15 protein-coding genes are annotated in these 20,312 nt (G+C 69.0%); 11 read left to right on the forward strand and 4 right to left on the reverse strand.

From position 1 onward, the window contains the following. Positions 1–336 precede the first annotated feature (336 nt). Genes hisG through hisS form a run of 3 tightly spaced genes read right to left on the reverse strand, consistent with a single transcriptional unit; the run spans position 337 to position 3,577 of the window. The gene (gene hisG, locus KUV62_RS06490; RefSeq protein ID WP_222602857.1) at positions 337–1,029 is read right to left on the reverse strand and encodes an ATP phosphoribosyltransferase; all 693 of its coding nucleotides are present in this window, start codon (positions 1,027–1,029) and stop codon (positions 337–339) included. Next, on the reverse strand, positions 1,026–2,114 hold the full coding sequence (locus tag KUV62_RS06495) for an ATP phosphoribosyltransferase regulatory subunit (RefSeq protein ID WP_222602858.1): 1,089 nt from the start codon (positions 2,112–2,114) through the stop codon (positions 1,026–1,028). Before KUV62_RS06495 ends, hisG begins: the two co-directional genes overlap by 4 nt. Then, a complete protein-coding gene (hisS, locus tag KUV62_RS06500; RefSeq protein WP_222602859.1) occupies positions 2,105–3,577 on the reverse strand; it encodes a histidine--tRNA ligase in 1,473 nt (490 codons plus the stop codon). Before hisS ends, KUV62_RS06495 begins: the two co-directional genes overlap by 10 nt. Before the next feature lie 301 nt (positions 3,578–3,878). Here hisS and KUV62_RS06505 point away from each other — a divergent pair, with 301 nt between their 5' ends. Continuing rightward, on the forward strand, positions 3,879–4,085 hold the full coding sequence (locus KUV62_RS06505) for a SlyX family protein (protein WP_222602860.1): 207 nt from the start codon (positions 3,879–3,881) through the stop codon (positions 4,083–4,085). Between the two features lie 33 nt (positions 4,086–4,118). Here KUV62_RS06505 and dnaE read toward each other — a convergent pair whose 3' ends face one another. Beyond that, on the reverse strand, positions 4,119–7,643 hold the full coding sequence (gene dnaE / locus KUV62_RS06510; RefSeq protein ID WP_222602861.1) for a DNA polymerase III subunit alpha: 3,525 nt from the start codon (positions 7,641–7,643) through the stop codon (positions 4,119–4,121). 274 nt (positions 7,644–7,917) lie between these two features. Here dnaE and KUV62_RS06515 point away from each other — a divergent pair, with 274 nt between their 5' ends. The 10 genes from KUV62_RS06515 to KUV62_RS06560 all read left to right on the forward strand — a co-directional run bounded on the left by KUV62_RS06515 (position 7,918) and on the right by KUV62_RS06560 (position 20,305). Beyond that, complete coding sequence (locus tag KUV62_RS06515; protein ID WP_222602862.1) at positions 7,918–8,886, forward strand: alpha/beta fold hydrolase; 969 nt, start codon at positions 7,918–7,920, stop codon at positions 8,884–8,886. Positions 8,887–9,106: 220 nt separating this feature from the next. Continuing rightward, the gene (gene xdhA, locus KUV62_RS06520) at positions 9,107–10,489 is read left to right on the forward strand and encodes a xanthine dehydrogenase small subunit (protein WP_222602863.1); all 1,383 of its coding nucleotides are present in this window, start codon (positions 9,107–9,109) and stop codon (positions 10,487–10,489) included. Beyond that, positions 10,486–12,942, forward strand: a complete 2,457-nt coding sequence (locus KUV62_RS06525; RefSeq protein ID WP_222602864.1) for a xanthine dehydrogenase molybdopterin binding subunit — start codon at positions 10,486–10,488, stop codon at positions 12,940–12,942. Before xdhA ends, KUV62_RS06525 begins: the two co-directional genes overlap by 4 nt. Continuing rightward, the gene (xdhC, locus tag KUV62_RS06530) at positions 12,932–13,882 is read left to right on the forward strand and encodes a xanthine dehydrogenase accessory protein XdhC (RefSeq protein WP_222602865.1); all 951 of its coding nucleotides are present in this window, start codon (positions 12,932–12,934) and stop codon (positions 13,880–13,882) included. The genes KUV62_RS06525 and xdhC overlap by 11 nt, the downstream gene beginning before the upstream one ends. Then, positions 13,849–15,372, forward strand: coding sequence for an ABC transporter ATP-binding protein (locus KUV62_RS06535; protein ID WP_222602866.1), 1,524 nt, complete (start codon positions 13,849–13,851; stop codon positions 15,370–15,372). The genes xdhC and KUV62_RS06535 overlap by 34 nt, the downstream gene beginning before the upstream one ends. 87 nt (positions 15,373–15,459) lie before the next feature. Further along, entirely contained in the window at positions 15,460–16,545 is a 1,086-nt protein-coding gene (locus KUV62_RS06540; protein WP_222602867.1) for an ABC transporter permease, read from the forward strand. Further along, positions 16,545–17,453 (forward strand): ABC transporter permease, encoded by a 909-nt coding sequence (locus tag KUV62_RS06545; RefSeq protein WP_222602868.1) that lies wholly within the window; start codon positions 16,545–16,547, stop codon positions 17,451–17,453. The genes KUV62_RS06540 and KUV62_RS06545 overlap by 1 nt, the downstream gene beginning before the upstream one ends. A gap of 6 nt (positions 17,454–17,459) precedes the next feature. Next, on the forward strand, positions 17,460–18,257 hold the full coding sequence (locus KUV62_RS06550) for an ion transporter (protein ID WP_261395378.1): 798 nt from the start codon (positions 17,460–17,462) through the stop codon (positions 18,255–18,257). Further along, positions 18,254–19,330: a BMP family ABC transporter substrate-binding protein gene (locus KUV62_RS06555; RefSeq protein WP_222602869.1), complete on the forward strand. Its 1,077-nt coding sequence runs from the start codon at positions 18,254–18,256 to the stop codon at positions 19,328–19,330. The genes KUV62_RS06550 and KUV62_RS06555 overlap by 4 nt, the downstream gene beginning before the upstream one ends. Positions 19,331–19,843: 513 nt before the next feature. Beyond that, positions 19,844–20,305 (forward strand): YdcF family protein, encoded by a 462-nt coding sequence (locus tag KUV62_RS06560; RefSeq protein ID WP_315901562.1) that lies wholly within the window; start codon positions 19,844–19,846, stop codon positions 20,303–20,305. The last annotated feature ends 7 nt before the right edge of the window (positions 20,306–20,312 follow it).

Genomic DNA, 20,312 nt, shown 5'->3' on the forward strand with positions numbered 1-20,312 from the left:
GGGGGCGCCGGCTTGCGCGGTGCTGCGAGAGCGGCATGGCTCAGAGAATTGGCGAGAAGTCTTCTCGGCGAGTCTCCCAACGCCGCCAGCGCGGATTCAAGATCGCAGGGCGCCGCGCTATCGTCATGCCGGAAGCATCCCTCTGGCATGCCCTGTCCCCCGGGCTGACGATCTGGTCGTGCTCGGTGCTGAGCTTGGAGGTCCTTCGGACGTGGCAGGGATAAACCTAGGGGTTCTACCGTCAGATCGTCATGCCGCGGGCCGGCGATGGCGCGGCGCCCGCCGCAATTCGCAGCGCCCAAGAATAGGGAGCCGCGGAACCCGGCGCCCCGACACTCAGACGTCGAGCTTCGCCATCAGCGTGCGCAGCGCCGTGCGCTCGTCCTCGTCGAGCTTCGCGGTGCGGCTGCGGAACAGCGTCGCCTGGCTGCGCAGCACCGGCTCCTCGTCGATCACCTTGAGATGGTTGGCGCGCAGCGTGTCGCCGGTCGAGGTGATGTCGGCCACCGCCTCGGCGGTGAGGTTCTTCACCGTGCCCTCGGTCGCGCCCTGCGAGTCGACGAGCTGGTAATCCGCCACGCCGCCCTGCCGCAGGTACTCACGCACCAGCCGGTGATACTTGGTGGCGATCCGCATCCGGAAACCGTGCTGCGCCCGGAACGCCGCCGCCGCCGCGTCGAGATCGTCGAGCGTGTCGACATCGACCCAGCAGGACGGCACCGCGACGATCAGGTCGGCCTGTCCGAAGCCCAGCTCGGCCAGCGGCTCGACCTTCTGGTCCCATTGCACCAGCTTTTCGCGGATCAGGTCGGTGCCGGTGACGCCGAGATGGATGCGGCCCGCCGCCAGCTCGCGCGGGATCTCGCCCGCCGAGAGCAGCACCAGGTCGACGCCCTCGACCCCGTCCACCGCGCCGGCATATTCGCGGTCGTTGCCGGTCCGGGTCAGGCCCACGCCACGGGCGCCGAACCAGTCGAAGGTCTTCTCCATCAGGCGGCCCTTCGAGGGCACCCCAAGCTTCACACTCATGCCCGCTCTCCCGTCTGCAGAAGCAGCCCCGGACGGACCACCCCGCCCACCGCAGGGGCGGCGCGGCCATTGCCCAGCCGCTCGGTCAGCGCATCATAGCGCCCGCCGGTCGCCACCGGCGGCAGGTCGGGCCGCGCGGTGGGCACGAAGCCGAAGACGAAGCCGTCGTAATATTCCATCGAGCTGCGGCCATAGCTCGCCTCGAACTCGAGCGTGGCAACATCGACCCCGCGCGCCGCCAGCGCCTCGCAGCGGCGCTCGAAGTGCTCGACCGCAGGGCGCAGTGCCGGCATGTCGACGGCGATGTCATGCAGCTGCTCGAGGGCAAAGGAACAGGTCTCGCGCACCGCCAGCAGCGTGTCGATCAGCGCCACCTGGCTGTCGCAGAGCGGGCCTTCGGCGGCATCCTCGCGCAGCGAGGCGATGCGGGCGGCGATCTCCGCCTCCGAGCGCAGGCCGATCGCCGGCCCGGCGCTCTCCATCGGGGCCTCTCTGGCCAGCAGCGCCTTGCGCGACGGCGGCACCGGGCTGCGGCCGGAATAGCGGTCGAGCAGGGCGCGGAAGCGGCGCGGGCGCCAGATGTGGCGCATCAGGGCGGTGCGGCGGCGCTCGGAGGTCTCGAGCCCGGCCACGGCGGCGGTCAGGATGCCGATATCGCCGGTTACCGCGCGCAGCCGGTAGGGCGCCAGCGTCTCGGCGAAGAGCGCGAAGACCTCGGCATCGGCCTGCGCCGGATCGTCATCGGCGAAGAGCTCGAAGCCGACCTGGAAATACTCCGGCGCGCGCTCGGGATGCTCTTCCTGCCGGCGGAAGACCTCGCCGGCATAGGTGTAGCGAGACGGCGCTGCGCCGGTCTCCATGTGCATCTGCACGACAGGGACGGTGAAGTCGGGCCGCAGCATGACCTCGCCCCGGGCAGGATCGTGGGTCACGTAGGTGCGGGCCCGGATGTCCTCGCCATAGAGGTCGAGCAGGGTCTCGGCCGGCTGCAGGATGGCGCAGTCGACATTCTCGGCCCCGGCCTCGAGAAACCGTGCCCGCAGGCGGACGGCTTCGGCGCGTTCCTGCGCGATGGTCACGCCCATTGGTTCAGGATCTCTCTCACCTTGGCGACCAGCTCGCCGCGCGGCACCTCGTATTGCGACGGGCGCTCCTTCCATTCCTCGAGGCTGGCGCTCTCGGCCAGCTTGGCGCCGAGGATCAGGTCCTTGATCTGCAGCACGCCGCGCTCTTTCTCGTCGCCGCCCTCGATGACGGCGACCGGCGAGTTGCGCTTGTCGGCATATTTGAGCTGGTTGCCGAAGTTCTTCGGGTTGCCGAGATAGACCTCGGCCCGGATGCCGGCATTGCGCAGCTCGGCGACCATGGCCTGATAATCGGCCATGCGGTCGCGGTCCATCACCGTGACGACGACCGGGCCCTGCACGGTGCCGCCGATGCGGCCCTTCTCGCGCAGCGCCGCCAGCAGCCGGTCCACCCCGATCGAGACGCCGGTGGCGGGCACCGACTGGCCGGTGAAGCGCTTGACGAGATCGTCATAGCGCCCGCCGCCGGAGACCGAGCCGAACTGGCGCTTGCGGCCCTTCTCGTCGAGGATCTCGAAGGTCAGCTCGGCCTCGAAGACCGGGCCGGTGTAATAGCCAAGCCCGCGCACGACGCTGGGATCGATCTCGATGCGGTCGCTGTCGTAGCCCTGCGCCGCGAGCAGCGCGCCGATCTCCTCGAGCTCGTCGACCCCCTCGGAGCCGATCTCGGAGCTGCCGATGGCGGCGCGCAGGTTGGCGATGGTGGCGCCGGCATCGCCGCCCTTCGAGGTCAGGAACGCCAGCACCGGATCGGCCTGCGCCTCCGAAAGACCCACGCCGTCGATATAGGCGCCGGAGGCGTCGAGCCGGCCCTTGCCCAGGAGCTCGCGCACGCCGGCCTCGCCGACCTTGTCGAACTTGTCGATGGTGCGCAGAACCGCGTCGCGCTGGGCGTCATCGTCGAGCCCCATGGCCTCGAGCACGCCGTTCAGCACCTTGCGGTTGTTGACCCGCACGAGATAGTCGCCGCGCGGAATGCCGACCACTTCCAGCGTGTCCGACAGCATGGCGCAGATCTCGGCATCGGCGGCGACGCTGGCCGCGCCCACGGTGTCGGCGTCGCACTGGTAGAACTGGCGGAAGCGGCCGGGGCCGGGCTTTTCGTTGCGCCAGACCGGGCCCATGGCGTAGCGGCGATAGGGCAGGGGCAGGTCGTTGCGGTGCTGGGCATAGACCCGCGCCAAGGGCGCCGTCAGGTCGTAGCGCAGCGCCATCCACGACTCGTCCTCGTCCTGCCAGGCGAACACGCCCTCGTTGGGCCGGTCGACATCGGGAAGGAACTTGCCGAGCGCCTCGACGGTCTCGACGGCGCTCGATTCCAGCGCCTCGAAGCCGTAGCGATGGTACACCCCGGCGATGGCATTGAGCATCTCGGCGCGCTCGGTCACTTCGGGACCGAAATAGTCGCGGAAGCCCTTCGGCGTCTGTGCCTTGGGGCGGGGGGCTTTTTTCACTTTGGCCATGGCGGGCTCCGGGCTCGTCCAGATTGCGCGCCCCCCTTAGCCGCTTGCGCGTGCGGGGGCAAGCGACCGCCGGCGCGCAACCGCCCTGCGGCATCGCGCGTGGCTTGTGCCGGATGCCTCCGGCGGGGATATTTGGAGCCAGAAGAAGACAGGGGCGCGGCGCTGATCCCCCGGCCTGAACTCTTCTGGCACAAAATATCCCGGGGGGAGGCCGTCAGGCCGGGGGGCAGCGCCCCCGACGCCCCCCTTTCCAAGCCGCGCGGCGGCGCTTATGTGGCGCAGCAGACGAAGGAGCCCGGACATGCCAAGCGACACCGACAGCCTGCAGGAACGCATCGCCCATCTCGACCGCGCGGTCGACGATCTCTCGGAGACCGTGGCGCGGCAGGATCGCGAGATCGCGCTGCTCACTCGCCGCGTGGCGCTGCTGCTCGAGCGCGAGGCGGCGCGGCAGGACGAGGGCACCGGCGGGGTGGTGATGGGCGACGAGCGCCCGCCGCATTACTGAACCGGCGTCGCCGCGTGAGCCCGGCGCGCGGGCTCAGAAATCCTCCACCGCCATCACCCCGTCGAGCGATTTCACCGCGCCCTTGATCTCGGGCGTGACAGGGAATTCCTGCTTCAGATCCATCTCGACCTCGCCCGGCAGGCCCGCCCCGGCAAAGCACAGCCGCACCGGGCCGCGCCCGGCGCGCGGCATCTGCTCGGCGGCGCGGCCCAGCACCGAGGCGACCTGCGCCACGGTGTCGGGGTTTTCGATGTAGATCTTCATCCCCGCCGCGCCGGCATCCGCCACCACCTGCTCGACCGGGCCGAAGGAGCGCGCCAGCAGCTTCAACTGGTCCGATTCCATCGTCGCCTCGACGGTGACCACCACCTTGGTGCCGGTCTCCAGCAGGTCGCGCGCCTTCTCCAGCGTGTCGGAGAAGATCGTCACCTCGTAGGCGCCGCTCGGGTCCGAGAGCTGGGCAAAGGCGAAGCGGTTGCCCTTGGCCGACTTGCGCTCCTGCCGGCCCGCCACCACGCCGCCCATCTTGGCGATGCAGGCGCCGCCGCGGGCCTTGTCCTCGACCTCGTCGAGGGTCAGCACGTCGCGCCGCTTGAGCGCCGGCATGTAATCGTCGAGCGGGTGGCCCGAGAGGTAGAAGCCGATCGCCTTGAACTCCTCCGAGAGCCGCTCGGCGGGCAGCCAGTCGGGCGCCGGCGAGAGCCGCGGCTCGGGCAGGTCGTCGCCGGCCTCGCCGAAGAGCGAGACCTGCGCCGAGGCCTTCTGCTCGTGGATCGCCGCCGAATAGGCGACCAGCGCGTCAAGCGATTCGAAGATCCGGCGGCGGTTGCGGTCGAGCTGGTCGAAGCAGCCAGCCCGCGCCATCATCTCCAGCGGGCGCTTGCCGACGCGCTTGAGATCGACCCGGCGGGCGAAATCGTAGACATTGACGAAGGGCTTGTCGGGGCTCTTCGGGTCCTCGGGGATCGAGCGCCGTCCCTCGACCACCAGCCGCATCGCATCGAGCCCGACATTCTTCAGCGCTCCAAGCGCATAGACCAGCTTGCCCTCCTCGACATCGAAACTCGCCTGGGAGCGGTTCACGCAAGGCGGGATGTAGTCGAGCTTGAGCCCCTTCTTGGCCTCGTAGAAATAGATCGAGAGCTTGTCGGTGAGATGGATGTCGCAGTTCATCACGCCGGCCATGAACTCGACCGGGTGGTTGGCCTTGAGCCAGGCGGTCTGGTAGCTCACCACCGCGTAGGCGGCGGCGTGGGACTTGTTGAAGCCGTAGTTGGCGAATTTCTCGAGCAGGTCGAAGACCTCGGTGGCCTTCTTCTTGTCGACGCCGTTCTTGGCCGCGCCGCTCTCGAATTTCGGGCGCTCGGCGTCCATCGCCTCCTTGATCTTCTTGCCCATCGCCCGGCGCAGCAGGTCGGCGCCGCCGAGCGAGTAGCCGGCCATCACCTGGGCGATCTGCATCACCTGTTCCTGGTAGACGATGATGCCCTGGGTCTCGGCGAGGATGTGGTCGATCGAGGGGTGCACCGAGGTGATCTCGCGCTGGCCGTTCTTGACCTCGCAATAGACCGGGATGTTCTCCATCGGGCCCGGGCGGTAGAGCGCCACCAGCGCCACGATGTCCTCGATGCAGGTCGGCTTCATGCGCTTGAGCGCATCCATCATGCCGGTACTTTCCACCTGGAACACGGCGACGGTCTTGGCCGAGGCGTAGAGCTTGTAGGTCTTCTCGTCATCCAGCGGGATGAGGTTCATCTGGTTCTCGCCGCCCTCGGCCGGCTCGTAGAGCTGGGTGCCGTCGGCGGCGACATGGATCGGGCGCCCCGACTTGAGGATCAGGTCGACGGCGTTCTGGATCACCGTGAGCGTCTTCAGGCCGAGGAAGTCGAACTTCACCAGGCCGGCCTGTTCGACCCATTTCATGTTGAACTGGGTCGCCGGCATGTCCGAGCGCGGATCCTGGTAGAGCGGCACCAGCTCGTCGGTCGGGCGGTCGGCGATCACCACGCCGGCGGCGTGGGTGCCGGCGGAGCGCAGCAGCCCCTCGACCTGCATGCCGTATTTCAGCAGCCGGTCGACGACCTCCTCGCGCTCGGCCTCCTCGCGCAGGCGCGGCTCGTCCTGCAGCGCCTTCTCGATCGAGACCGGCTTGACGCCCTCGACCGGGATCATTTTCGACAGCCGGTCGACCTGGCCGTAGGGCATCTGCAGCACCCGGCCCATGTCGCGCACCGCGGCCTTGGAGAGCAGCGCGCCGAAGGTGATGATCTGGCCCACCTTGTCGCGACCGTATTTCTCCTGGACGTAGCGGATCACCTCTTCGCGGCGGTCCATGCAGAAGTCGATGTCGAAGTCCGGCATCGAGACGCGTTCGGGGTTGAGGAAGCGCTCGAACAGCAGCGAATAGCGCAGCGGGTCGAGGTCGGTGATGGTGAGCGCGTAGGCCACGAGGCTGCCCGCGCCCGAACCCCGGCCCGGGCCCACGGGAATGTCGTGATCCTTGGCCCATTTGATGAAGTCGGCAACAATCAGGAAGTAGCCCGGAAAGCCCATGCCCTCGATGATGCCGAGCTCGAAGTCGAGCCGTTCCTGGTATTGTTCCGGCGTCACCGCGTGGGGGATCACCGCGAGGCGCTTCTGCAGGCCCTCATTGGCCTGGCGGCGCAGCTCGACGACCTCGTCATCGGCGAATTTCGGCAGGATCGGATCGCGGCGATAGGCCATGAAGGCGCAGCGCTTGGCGATCTCGACTGTGTTTTCCAGCGCCTCCGGCAGATCGGCGAAGAGCGTCGCCATCTCCTGCGGGGTCTTGAGGTAATGCTGTGGCGTCAGCCGCCGGCGCGGCTCCTGCTGGTCGACATAGGCGCCCTCGGCGATGCAGATCATCGCGTCGTGGGCCTCGTACATGTTTTCCTTTGGGAAATACACGTCGTTGGTGGCGACCAGCGGAAGGCCCATCTCGTAGGCCATCTCGACATGGCCGCGTTCGGTCAGGCGCTCGGCCTCGGGCAGCCCGTCCTCGCCCGGGTGGCGCTGCAGCTCGACATAGAGCCGGTCCTGATAGATCTGGTGCAGCCGGGTCAGCAGTGTCTGCGCCGCGGCACGGTGGTTCTCGCGCAGGAGGCGGCCCACCGGGCCGTCGGGGCCGCCGGAGAGGCAGATCACCCCCTCGCCATAGGTCTCGAGCTCGTCGAGCAGCACATGCGGCAGCTCGCCGTCGCGCCGCAGGTAGAGGCACGAGTTGAGCTTCATCAGGTTCTCGTAGCCGCGCTCGTTCTGCGCCAGCAGAACCACCGGCGCCGGCGGCTTGGGGCGCTCGCCCTGGGCCGGCTGCACGTAGCGAAGATCGACCTGGCAGCCGATGATCGGCTGCACCCCGGCGCCGCTCGCGGTCACCGAGAACTCGAGCGCGGCGAACAGGTTGTTGGTGTCGGTCACCGCCACGGCGGGCATCTCCATGGCCTCGCAGAGGCCGGGCAGCTTCTTCAGGCGGATGGCGCCTTCGAGCAGGGAGTATTCGGTGTGAACGCGGAGGTGGATGAATCGGGGATCTGCCATGCGCCCGACATTATGGCGCGGCCGCGCCCTGCGAAAGACCCGACTCACCCTCCGTGGAATGGCCGGATCACGGGGCGAAAACCGGCCCGAGGGCCTCGAATGGCGCTGAATCCGCGGTAATCAACACATTTCGTTAGACATGACGCCCAAATTTCTCCCAAGTTTCTCGGCAATTTGATCGCACTGAGCCCTTTTCCCCTGCCGCGGTGGCTTGTGCTGCACCGCGGCGATCCTTAGACGGTCCCGCGTCTCCCCCCGATCGCGGCATATGGTAATGAACAAGGCACTCGACAGCTCCTCCCGCGAGGTCACCGGCATGACCTTTGCAGAAACCGGCGGCACCGCACCTCTCTCCGGCGTCTCCAACGCCACCTCCGAATCCGGCACCGGGCTTGCGTCCCGCATCCGCGACAGCCGCCGCAAGGCGCTGCTGACCGCGGCCCGCGTGGCGCCGCGCCTGACCGCACGCCAGCTCGCGAAACGCTACCTGACCTCGACCGCCAGCCTCGACCGCGCCCGCGCCTGCGCCGGCGGCAAGGCCGAGTTCCTGCCCTCGGGCGATGCCGCGGCGGTGCTGCGCTATCCCGCGCTGGGCGAGCCCAGCGGCCAGCGCATCCTGCTGGTGCACGGCCACGATGGCCATGTCCGCCAGTTCGGCCGCCTGATCCAGGCGCTTCAGCTCGCCGGCGCCGAGGTCGATGCGCTGATCCTGCCCGGCCACGTCGAGCCCGAGCGCGCGCCCTGCAGCATGGCCGACATCACCCGCTCGATCCTCGACTGCGCCCGCTGCCACGGCCCCTATGACGGCGCCATCGCCCATTGCGTCAGCGCCAACGGCCTGATCTTCGCGCTCGAGGACGGTCTGGATTGCGGCCGCGTGGTGCTGGTCTCGACGCCGCTCGACCTGCGCAAGCTGTTCCGTCTCGGCGGCAGCCAGTACGGCATCGACGGCGATTGCCTCGAGCATTTCGTCGACGAGGTCAGCCGGCTCGGCGCGCCCTATCCGGCCGAGGCGCCGTGGCGCCAGATCGCCGAGTCCCGGTCGGAGCCGATGCTGGCGGTGCATTCCCGCCACGACTACGCCGCGCCCTCCGAGGATGTGCCGGAGCTGGCCGAGGTCTGGCCCGAGGGCCGCATCGAGATCTTCGAGAAGGGCGGCCACAACTCCATCGTCAGCCAGGCCGAGCCGGTCCGGGCGATCACCGAGTTCCTGACCGCCGACGTTCCCCGCTGCGGCGCCTGAGGCGCCCCCGGCTGACGCAACGTCGCGTTTCGGGGCGCCCGGCGCGGGCGCCTCGATCCGCGGCATGGCGGTGTCAGATGCCTCTCAAATGGGCATTTTCCTCTTGCCAAGCGGAAACCCCGGCCCCTAGCCTGTAGCGGATCAAGAATGGTCCGCACGCTTTCTACGCCGCATCGAGGGTGTGCATCACAGGGACGGGGTATCGCGGCGGGTTCTTCATATGGATATCTGCTTTCTTCTGAACGGGGAAAGAGTGGAGCTGCGCGGCGTATCCCCGACGCGCACGGCTCTCGACTGGCTGCGCGAGGAGCGCGGCCTGAGCGGCACCAAGGAAGGCTGCAACGAGGGCGATTGCGGCGCTTGCACGGTGATGGTCACCGATGCGCGCGGCTCGCGCGCGCTCAACGCCTGCATCCTGTTCCTGCCGCAGCTGCACGGCAAGGCGCTGCGCACCGTCGAGGGGATCGCCGGTCCCGATGGCAGCCTGCACCCGGTGCAGGAGGCGATGGTCAGCCATCATGGCTCGCAATGCGGCTTCTGCACGCCGGGCTTCATCGTCTCGATGGCCAAGGCCCACAAGGTCGGCGACACCGGCCATGACGACGCGCTCGCCGGCAATCTCTGCCGCTGCACCGGCTATGCCCCCATCGTGCGCGCCGCCGAGGCCGCCGCCGACGCCCCGGTGCCCGCGTGGATGGAGGAGCCCGAGCTGCCCGCCGCCGCCGGGCAGGTCTCCTCCGCCGATCTCAGTGCCCATTCGCCTGCCAGCAGCGACGAGCTGGCCGAGCTGGTGGCGCGGCACCCTTCGGCCACCCTCGTGGCGGGGGCGACGGATGTGGGGCTCTGGGTCACCAAGCAGCTGCGCGAGCTGCCCGAGGTGATCTTTCTCAACCGCTGCGAGGATCTGCAGCAGATCGAGGTCACCGACGATGCGATCCGCATCGGCGCCGGCGTCACCATGGACCGGGTGCTCGAGCTGATGCGCGAGCATTTCCCGAGCTACGCCGGCATGCTGCGCCGCTACGGCTCGGCGCAGGTGCGCGCGGCGGCCACCATCGGCGGCAACATCGCCAACGGCTCGCCGATCGGAGACAACCCGCCGGCGCTGATCGCGCTCGGCGCGCGGCTGCACCTGCGCTTCCGCGACACAAGGCGAGAGATGGCGCTGGAGGATTTCTTCATCGAGTACGGCAAGCAGGACCGCTACCCGGGCGAGTTCGTCGAGGCGGTGACGATCCCGCGCCAGCCCGACCGCCTGAAGGTCTACAAGCTCTCGAAACGCTTCGATCAGGACATCTCGGCGGTCTGCGGCGCGTTCAACGTCAGCGTGGAAGACGGCAAGGTCGCGGCGGCCCGCATCGCTTTCGGCGGCATGGCGGGCATCCCCAAGCGCGCAGCGGCGGTCGAGGCGGCGCTGATCGGCAAGCCGTGGAACGACGAGGCGGTGGTCGCCGCGTGGGATGCGTGGGACAAGGATTTCGCGCCGCTTTCCGACATGCGGGCGAGCGCCGAGTACCGGCTCGCCGCGGCGCGCAACATGCTGACCCGCTGCCTGCTCGAGGATCTGGGCGCGGCCACCGATGTGCGGGAGGTGCGGGCATGAGCGTCGCGAAACCGCTGCCGCATGACGCGGCGCCGCTGCATGTCACCGGCAAGGCCCGCTATATCGACGACATCCCGGTGCCGCCGGGCTGCCTGCACCTGGCCTTCGGGCTCTCGGAGATCGCCTCGGGCCGGATCCGCGAGATCGACCTCTCCGAGGTGCGCCGGACGCCGGGCGTGGTGAAGGTCTGGGAAGCGAAGGATCTGCCCTCGGACTGCGATTGCTCGCCCTCGCTGGGGGATGAGCCGCTGCTCTCGGGGGCCTCGGTGCATTACGTGGGCCAGCCGGTCTTCATGGTCGCCGCCAGCAGCCACCTCGCGGCCCGCAAGGCGGTGCGCAAGGCGAAGATCAAGTACCAGCCGCGCGACGCGGTGTTCAGCGTCGACGAGGCGATGGCGGCGGAGAGCCGCTTCGAGGATGGCCCGCGGATCTGGGAGAAGGGCGACGCCGACGCCGCGATGGCCGGGGCACTGCACAAGGTCTCTGGTACGCTCGAGATGGGCGGGCAGGAGCATTTCTACCTCGAGGGGCAGGCGGCCTTGGTGCTGCCGCAGGAAAACGGCGACCTGCTGGTGCACAGCTCGACCCAGCACCCGAGCGAGATCCAGCACAAGGTGGCGCATGCGCTGCACCTGCCGATGCATGCCGTGCGGGTCGAGACCCGGCGCATGGGCGGCGGCTTCGGCGGCAAGGAGAGCCAGGGCAACGCGCTGGCCATCGCCTGCGCCGTGGCGGCGGCGGAGACCGGGCGGCCCGCCAAGATGCGCTACGACCGCGACGATGACATGGTGATCACCGGCAAGCGCCACGATTTCCGCATCGAGTACAGTGCCGGGTTCGATGGCGATGGCCGCCTGCTGGCGGTGGATTTCGTGCAATATGCCCGCTGCGGCTGGGCGCAGGATCTTTCGCTGCCAGTGGCGGACCGGGCGATGCTGCACTCGGACAACGCCTATGACATCCCCTCTTTGCGGGTCGAGAGCCACCGGCTGAAGACCAACACCCAGAGCGCCACCGCCTATCGCGGCTTCGGCGGGCCGCAGGGCATGCTGGGGATCGAGCGGGTGCTCGACCACGTGGCCCATGCGTTGGGGCGCGATCCGCTGGAGATTCGGCGGTTGAACTACTACTCGGATGTCGGCGCGGCGGAGAGCGCGGACGGGGGGCTGTCTGCCCCCCGGGCGCCTGCGGAGCAGGCACCTCCCCCCGAGGATATTTCCGGCCAGAAGAAACCGGCTGCCGCGGAAGAGGACCTGACCTCGCGCGGGGCGCTCTCGAGCGTGCCGGAGGGGGCTGCGCCAGCGGTTCCGGCGGGGGTGCAGGTGACGCATTACGGCCAGCCGGTGGAGGATTTCATCCTCGGTGGGCTGACGGGGCGGCTGGCGGAGAGCTGCGATTACGCGGCGCGGCGCGCGGCGGTGGCGGAGTGGAACGCCCACACCCCGCTGTTGAAGCGCGGCATCGCGCTGACGCCGGTGAAGTTCGGCATCTCCTTCACGCTCACCCATCTCAACCAGGCCGGCGCGCTGGTGCATGTCTACCAGGATGGCTCGGTGGCGCTGAACCACGGCGGCACCGAGATGGGGCAGGGGCTGTTCCAGAAGGTGGCGCAGGTGGCGGCGGCGCGCTTCGGCCTGCCGCTCGAGGCGGTGCGGATCACCGCGACCGACACCGCCAAGGTGCCCAACACCTCGGCCACCGCGGCCTCCTCGGGCTCGGACCTGAACGGCATGGCGGTCAAGGCCGCCTGCGACACCATTCGCGAGCGCATGGCGGAGCACCTGGCCGGGCTGTTCCAGGCCAGGGCCTCGGAGGTGACCTTCTCGGATGGCAAGGTTGCGGTCGGGGGGGAGACGCTCAGCTTCGAGCAGGCCGCCAAGCTCTGCTACGAGGGCCGGGTGAGCCTGTCCTCGACCGGCTTCTACAAGACCCCCAAGGTCGAGTGGGACCGGATCAAGGGGCAGGGGCGGCCGTTCTTCTATTTCGCCTACGGTGCCGCCTGCACCGAGGTGGTGCTCGACACGCTGACCGGCGAATACCGCATCCTGCGCACCGACATCCTGCACGATTGCGGCGCCTCGCTGAACCCGGCGCTGGACATCGGCCAGATCGAGGGCGGCTACGTGCAGGGCGCCGGCTGGCTGACCACCGAGGAGCTGGTCTGGGACGACGACGGCCGGCTGCGCACCCATGCGCCCTCGACCTACAAGATCCCGGCCTGTTCCGACCGGCCCGAGATCTTCAACGTGGCGCTCTGGGACGGGCGCAACGAGGAGGAGACGATCTATCGCTCGAAGGCGGTGGGCGAGCCGCCCTTCATGCTGGGGATCTCGGCCTTCCTCGCGCTGTCGGACGCGGTGGCGGCCTGCGGCAAGCGCTACCCGGCGCTCGATGCGCCGGCGACGCCGGAGCGGGTGCTGATGGCGATCCGGAAGGTGCGCGATGAGCTTTGATCTCGAGGCGCTGCGGCGCGCGGTGGCGCAGCACGGCCGGGTGGCACGTGTGGTGGTGGCCGATGTCGCGGGCTCGGTGCCGCGCGGCCCGGGCACGGCGATGCTGGTCTGGGCCGAGGGCGCGGGGATTGGCCAGTCGGGCACCATCGGGGGCGGGGCGCTGGAGCTCACCGCCGCCGAGGCCGCGCTGAGCCGCGAGGGGCTGAGCCGGCATCCGCTGGGGCCGTCGCTGGGGCAATGCTGCGGTGGTGCGGTCGTGCTGCTGACCGAGCAGTATGATGCCGCGCAGGTGGCCGCGCTCGAGGGCCAGGAGGTCATCGCGCGCGGGCCGGGCGAGATGCCGCTCGCGGTGCGGCGGCTGATCGACCGGGCGCGCGGGCAGGGCATGCGGCCCGAGCCGCAGCTGGTGCAGGGCTGGATGGTGGAGCCGGTGACGCGGGCCGAGCGGCAGCTCTGGGTGTGGGGGGCGGGCCATGTCGGCCGCGCCGTGGTCGCGACGCTGGCGCCGTTGCCGGAGCTGGCGATCACCTGGGTCGACACCGCGCCGGAGCGCTTCCCGCGCGAGGTGCCCGAGGGCGTCACGGTGCTGCCGGCGGCCGAGCCCGAGCGGCTGGTGCGCCACGCCCCGCAGGGAGCCGAGCACCTGATCCTGACCTACAGCCACGAGATCGATTTCGCGCTCTGCCATGCGTTGCTCACGCATGAGTTCGGCTTTGCCGGGCTGATCGGCTCGGAGACGAAATGGGCCCGGTTCCGCAAGCGATTGGCGACGCTGGGGCATCCGGATGCCCGTATTGCGCGCATCTGCTGCCCAATTGGGCAGAAATCCTACGGCAAGCACCCGCAGGCCATTGCCATCGGGGTCGCTGCGCATCTACTCAACCGTGAAACAGGGGATGGACAGGCGTGGCAGACACACTTCTCAGCATCCGGGGCCTGACCAAGGCCTATCCGGGCGTCGTGGCCAATGACGACGTCTCCTTCGAGATCCAGAAAGGCGAGATCCACGCGCTGCTGGGCGAGAACGGCGCCGGCAAGTCGACGCTGGTGAAGATGATCTTCGGGCTGGTGAAGCCGGATCGCGGCGAGATGGTACTCGATGGCGGCGCCTACGCGCCCGCAAAGCCCTCGGACGCGCGCCGGGCCGGCGTCGCTATGGTGTTCCAGCATTTCTCGCTCTTCGAGGCGCTGGACGTGGCTGAGAACGTGGCGCTGGGCATGGAGAACCCGCCCAAGCCCCGCGATCTGGCGCGGCAGATCCGCGAGGTCTCGGAGACCTACGGGCTGCCGCTCGACCCCTCGCGCACCGTGGGCACACTGTCGGCCGGCGAGCGCCAGCGGGTCGAGATCATCCGCTGCCTGCTGCAGAACCCGCGGCTGCTCATCATGGACGAGCCGACCTCGGTGCTGACGCCGCAGGAGGTCGAGATCCTGTTCGAGACCCTGCGCAAGCTGAAATCCGAGGGCACCTCGATCCTCTACATCTCGCACAAGCTCGAGGAGATCCGCACGCTCTGCGACGAGGCGACAATCCTGCGGCTGGGCAAGAATGTCGGCACCTGCACGCCGCGCGAGGTCACGGCGCGGCAGATGGCCGAGATGATGGTGGGGGCGAGCTTTGCCACGCCCGAGGCCCGCGCCACCGGCACCGGCGAGGTGCTGCTCAAGTGCGACGCGCTGTCGATGCCGGCGCCAGGCGCCTTCGGCACGCCGCTGCGGGAGATCTCGCTCGAGGTCCGCGCCGGCGAGGTGCTGGGGATCGGCGGGGTCGCCGGCAACGGGCAGGACGAGCTGCTGATGGCGCTTTCGGGCGAGCGGCTGGCGCCGAAGGGATCGATCTTCTTCAAGGGCGAGGACATCAGCCGCGCCGGGCCGGTGGCGCGCCGCGACGCGGGGCTGCTCTCGGGGCCGGAGGAACGGCTGGGCCATGCGGCGGCGCCGAACATGAGCCTGACGGAGAATGGCGTGCTGACCGCCGCGCGGCGCAAGGCGCTGGTCTCGAACGGCTTCATCGACTGGGGCAAGGCCACGGGCTTTGCCGAGGAGGTGATCAAGCGCTTCGACGTGCGCACGCCGGGCCCGGGCACGGCGGCGCGGGCGCTGTCGGGCGGCAACCTGCAGAAATACGTGGTCGGGCGCGAGATCCAGCAGGATCCGGATGTCTTCGTGGTCAACCAGCCCACATGGGGCGTCGACGCGGCGGCGGCGGCGGCGATCCGGCAGGCGCTGCTCGATCTGGCCGCCAAGGGCGCGGCGATCATCTGCATCAGCCAGGACCTTGACGAGCTTATGGAAATCTCCGACCGCTTCGGCGCGCTCAACGAGGGGCGGCTGTCGCCGACCCGCGCGGTGAGCGAGCTGGATATCGAGAAGATCGGCCTGATGATGGGCGGTGCGCATGACATGGAGGTGGCCCATGTGGATGGCTGACCGCGACAGAGTTTTCGTCCGAAACCTCTGTGACCGTGCTTCGGGGGAGAAGATCTTTCCGGCGAAAGACCTTCCGGAGGCGCGCGCATGATCCGGCTCGAGAAGCGCCCGCAGCCCTCGAAGCTCTGGACCGGGCTGACGCCGCTGCTGGCTGTGGTCCTGACGATGATCGTCGGCGGCATCATGTTTGCCGCTCTCGGCAAGCCGCCGCTCGAGGCCATCCGCACGATCTTCTGGGATCCGCTGTTCCACCCGCAATTCGCCTCCTATTCGCGGCCGCAGCTGCTGGTGAAGGCCGGACCGCTGATCCTCATCGCCATCGGTCTCTCGGTGGGCTTCCGGGCGGGGATCTGGAACATCGGCGCCGAGGGGCAATACATCATCGGCGCCGTCACCGGCGCGGCGGTGGGCTTGGCCTTCTACCCTTCGGAAAGTGTGCTGCTGTTCCCGCTCATGGTGGTCGCCGGCGCGCTGGGGGGCTGGGCCTGGGCGATGATCCCGGCGCTGCTCAAGACCCGCTTCGGCACCAACGAGATCCTTGTCTCGCTGATGCTGGTCTATGTCGCGGAGAACATCCTCGCCTCGGCCAGCTCGAGCTGGCTGCGCAATCCCGAAGGGCAGGGTTTCCCGGGCTCGCGCAACTTCAAGCAATGGCCGGCGGTGTTCAATGACGAGCTCATCGCCAATACCGGCATGCACTGGGGCGTGGTCGCGGCGCTGATCGCAGTGATCGGTGCCTACGTGCTGATGGCGCGCCACATCCAGGGATTCAATATCCGCCTCACCGGCGAGGCGCCGCGCGCGGCGCGGTTCTCCGGCGTCAACCCGGTGCGCATCGTGCTGCTCTGCCTCGGCATCTCGGGCGCGCTCGCCGGCATGGCAGGGCTCTTCGAGGTCACCGGGCCCGCGGGCCAGATCAGCATCGATTTCGGCTCGGGCTACGGCTTCACCGCGATCATCGTGGCCTTTCTCGGGCGGTTGAACCCGTTCGGCATCCTGCTCGCGGGGCTCTTGATGGCGCTGACCTATATCGGCGGCGAGCTGGCGCAGCTGATGCTCGGGCTGCCCGGCGCGTCGATCCAGCTGTTCCAGGGCATGCTGCTGTTCTTCCTGCTCGCCACCGATGTCTTTACCAATTATCGCATCCGCTTCGTCGGACGGGAGGTGGCGTGATGGATCCGGTGCTGCTTGTTGCCTCGATCATGGTCTCGGCGACGCCGATCCTGCTCGCCGCCATCGGCGAGCTGGTGACGGAGAAATCCGGCGTGCTGAACCTCGGCGTCGAGGGCATGATGATCACCGGCGCGGTGATGGGCTTTGCCATCGCCGTCTCCAGCGGCTCGCCGCTGCTGGGCTTTCTTGGCGCCGCCGTGGCCTCGGCGGTCTTGTCGCTCAGCTTCGGCTTCCTGACGCAGTACCTGCTGTCGAACCAGGTCGCCACCGGCCTCGGACTGACGCTGGTGGGGCTCGGCCTCTCGGCGCTGATCGGCTCGAACTACGAGGGCCAGCGGGCGCCGAGCCTGCCCAAGCTCGACATCCCCGTGCTGGGCGACATCCCGCTGCTCGGGCGGATGCTCTTCGCGCATGATTTCGTGGTCTACCTGAGCCTCGCGCTGGTCGTCGCGGTCTGGGCCTTCCTGAAATACACCCGCGCCGGACTGATCCTGCGCGCGGTGGGGGAGGATCACGAAAGCGCCCACGCGCTGGGCTACAAGGTCGTGCGGGTGCGCATGGCGGCCATCGCCTTCGGCGGCGCCTGCGCCGGTCTGGGCGGTGCCTATGTCAGCCTCGTGCGGGTGCCGCAATGGACCGAGGGCATGACCGCCGGGGCCGGCTGGATCGCGCTCGCCATCGTGGTGTTCTCGTCGTGGCGGCCGCTCGGCGTGCTGATCGGGGCCTATCTCTTCGGCGGCGTCACCGTCATCCAGCTCAACCTGCAGGCGGCTGGCACCACGGTGCCGGTCGAGCTCCTGTCGATGTCGCCCTACCTGATCACCATCCTCGTGCTGGTCGTGATCTCGGCGCGCGGCGCGCATGGCGCGCCCGCCTCGCTGGGCCGGCCGTTCCACGCGACCTCGTGATACATCATGCCGGGGAGGGTGAGGCATATCGAGGCAAAGCAGCGGGTGCAGGCGGCGCTGGACGGGCGCGATCCGCGCTTCGGCGCGCGCATCCTCTGGGCGCTCTACGCGGTGATCATCCTGTCGGCGGTGGTCATCACGCTGGAGAGCATGCAGAGCCTGCCGCCGCTGATGCACCGCATCCTGGGCCTCGCCGAGTTTGCCATCCTCTGGATCTTCGCCGCGGAATACCTGCTGCGGCTCTGGGCGGCGCCGTCGCGCTGGCGCTACGCCGTGAGCTTCTGGGGCATTGTCGACCTGCTCTCGGTGCTGCCGGGGCTGGTGCTGGTGCAGCCGCAGACCCAGAGCCTGCGGGTGCTGCGCCTGATGCGGGTGTTCCGGCTGCTGAAGCTGCTGCGCCTGCGCCGCGCCTCGCGGCGGCTCGAGGACGCGCTGCGCGCCTCGCGCGAGGAGCTGATCCTGTTCACCGCGGTGGCGATCCTCGTGCTCTTCGTGGCCTCGGTGGGGATCCACTTCTTCGAGCACGAGGCGCAGCCGGAGAAATTCGGGTCGATCCCGAAATGCATGTGGTGGGCGCTCGCCACGCTGAGCACGGTTGGCTACGGCGATGTCTACCCGATCACCGCGGGGGGGCGCATCTTCACCGGGCTCACGGTGCTGATCGGGGTGGGCATCGTCGCCATTCCCGCCGGCATCATCACCTCGGAACTGCTGCGGCAGAAGCCGCGCCCGGAGATCACCTCCGGGGAGAAGCAGGCCGACGAACCAACAAAGACTGATACACCAATGGGAGACCAGAAATGATCAAACGCAGAACCCTTCTCGCCGCTTCCGCGGCGCTCGGCCTCGTGATGGGCGGGGCGGCCTTCGCACAGGATGTGCCGAAGATCGGCTTCGTCTATGTCGGGCCGGTGAACGACGGGGGCTGGTCGCAGCACCACCACGAATCCGCGATGAAGATGAAGGAGCATTTCGGCGACGCCATCGAGCTCATCGAGCAGGAAAGCGTGCCCGAGGGCGCCGATGCCGAGCGCGTGCTGACCCAGATGGCGCTGTCCGGCGCCGACCTGATCTTCACCACCTCCTTCGGCTACATGGACCCGACGATCAACGTCGCCGAGAAGTTCCCGGACGTGAAGTTCGAGCACGCCACCGGCTACAAGACCGCCGAGAACGTCTCGGCCTACTCGGCGCGCTTCTATGAGGGCCGCGCCATCACCGGCTACCTCGCCGGCGCCATGAGCGAGACCAACAAGATCGGCTACATCGGCTCCTTCCCGATCCCGGAAGTGATCCGCGGCATCAATTCCTCCTACCTGCACGCCAAGCAGGCCAACCCCGATGTCGAGATCGCCGTGGTCTGGCTCAACACCTGGTTCGACCCGGCCAAGGAAGCCGACGCCACCCAGGCGCTGCTCGACCAGGGCGCCGACGTGGTCCTGGCCCACACCGACTCCACCGCGCCGCTGGCGGTGCTCGAGAAGGCCGGCGCCTACGGCTTCGGCCAGGCCGCCGACATGGCCGAGTACAAGCCTGCGCCGCGCATCTCGTCGATCATCGACGACTGGGCGCCGTATTACATCGAGCGCGTGCAGGCGATCGTCGACGGCACCTGGGAGAGCCACAACACCTGGCAGGGCATCGGTGACGGAATGGTCGGCATCGGCGAGTTCACCGGCCCGATCCCGGAAGACGTGCTGGCGCATGTGACGCAGATGAAGGAAGACATCGCCTCGGGCGCCTACCACCCGTTCACCGGCCCGATCAACAAGCAGGACGGATCGGCCTGGCTCGCCGAGGGCGAAGTGGCCGATGACGGCACGCTCGCGGGCATGAACTTCTACGTCGAAGGCGTGAGCGGCTCGATCCCGAACTGATCTCTGCGCTCTTGATTGGCTTCTGGCACCGCCGGCGCATCTGCCCGGCGGTGCTTTTTGTTTGGAGGGTCGGGATTTGAGTATTTATCGACGTAGAGAAGACAGGGGGCGGTGCGTTCGGGGAGATGGGGCGCCGGGTGTTTTGTCGGCGCGCACGGTGGGGCTGGGCGGCGGCCCGGCTTCGGGTGCGGTGGCGGTCTTGGGGTTTGAGTATTTATCGGCGTAGAGAAGGGCGCGCGTAGTGCGTTTGGTCGTGCTGGGGCTTGATTGGCGCGCTGTGCGGGCGCTTGCCGGGTGCCGGGGCGCGCGACGGGGCTTGGGTCTTCGAGGTTTTATGTGCGTAGAGAAGCAGGGGCGCAGTGCTGTTCGGCGCGGTGAGGCTTGCGGCGATGTGGTCGGCGGGCGCGTGGTGACGTCGGGAGTTTGCCCGGGTCCTGGTTTGGGCGGGGTCGTGGGAGTTTGATTGTTTCTGGACGTAGAGAAGACAGAAGCGGGGCTCTGACGGTGGCCGTCGTGCTCGGGGCGGCGGTCTGGGCAGGGGGCATGCCCTCTCCGACGTTGCGGCGGCGGGCGGAGCGGGCCGTGGCGCTGTGGCGGGCCGGCGAGGTGGGCGCGATCCTCGGCTGCGGCGGCGTGGGCGTGCACGGGCCGTCCGAGGCCGCGGTGATCTGCCGGCTGGCGCGCGAGGCGGGCGTGCCGGAGGCGGCGCTTTTCCGCGAGGAGCGATCGACCACCACGGAGGAGAACCTGCGCTTCGCGCGGCCGCTGCTCGAGGCGATGGGCGCGGGCGAGGTGGTGATCGTGAGCGAGGCCTATCACCTGCCGCGGGCGCTTCTCGTCGCGCGGCGGCTGGGGCTCCGGGCGCGCGGGGCGGCGCCGGGCGTCGGGGGGACCCGGGCGCGCGCGCAGGCGCGGGCGGTGCTGCGGGAGATCCCGGCTTTCCTGTGGTACTGGCTGCGCGGGGCGGGTCGTTAGGGCCCCG

This window comes from Salipiger bermudensis (assembly GCF_019801965.1).
Classification (GTDB): domain Bacteria; phylum Pseudomonadota; class Alphaproteobacteria; order Rhodobacterales; family Rhodobacteraceae; genus Salipiger; species Salipiger bermudensis_A.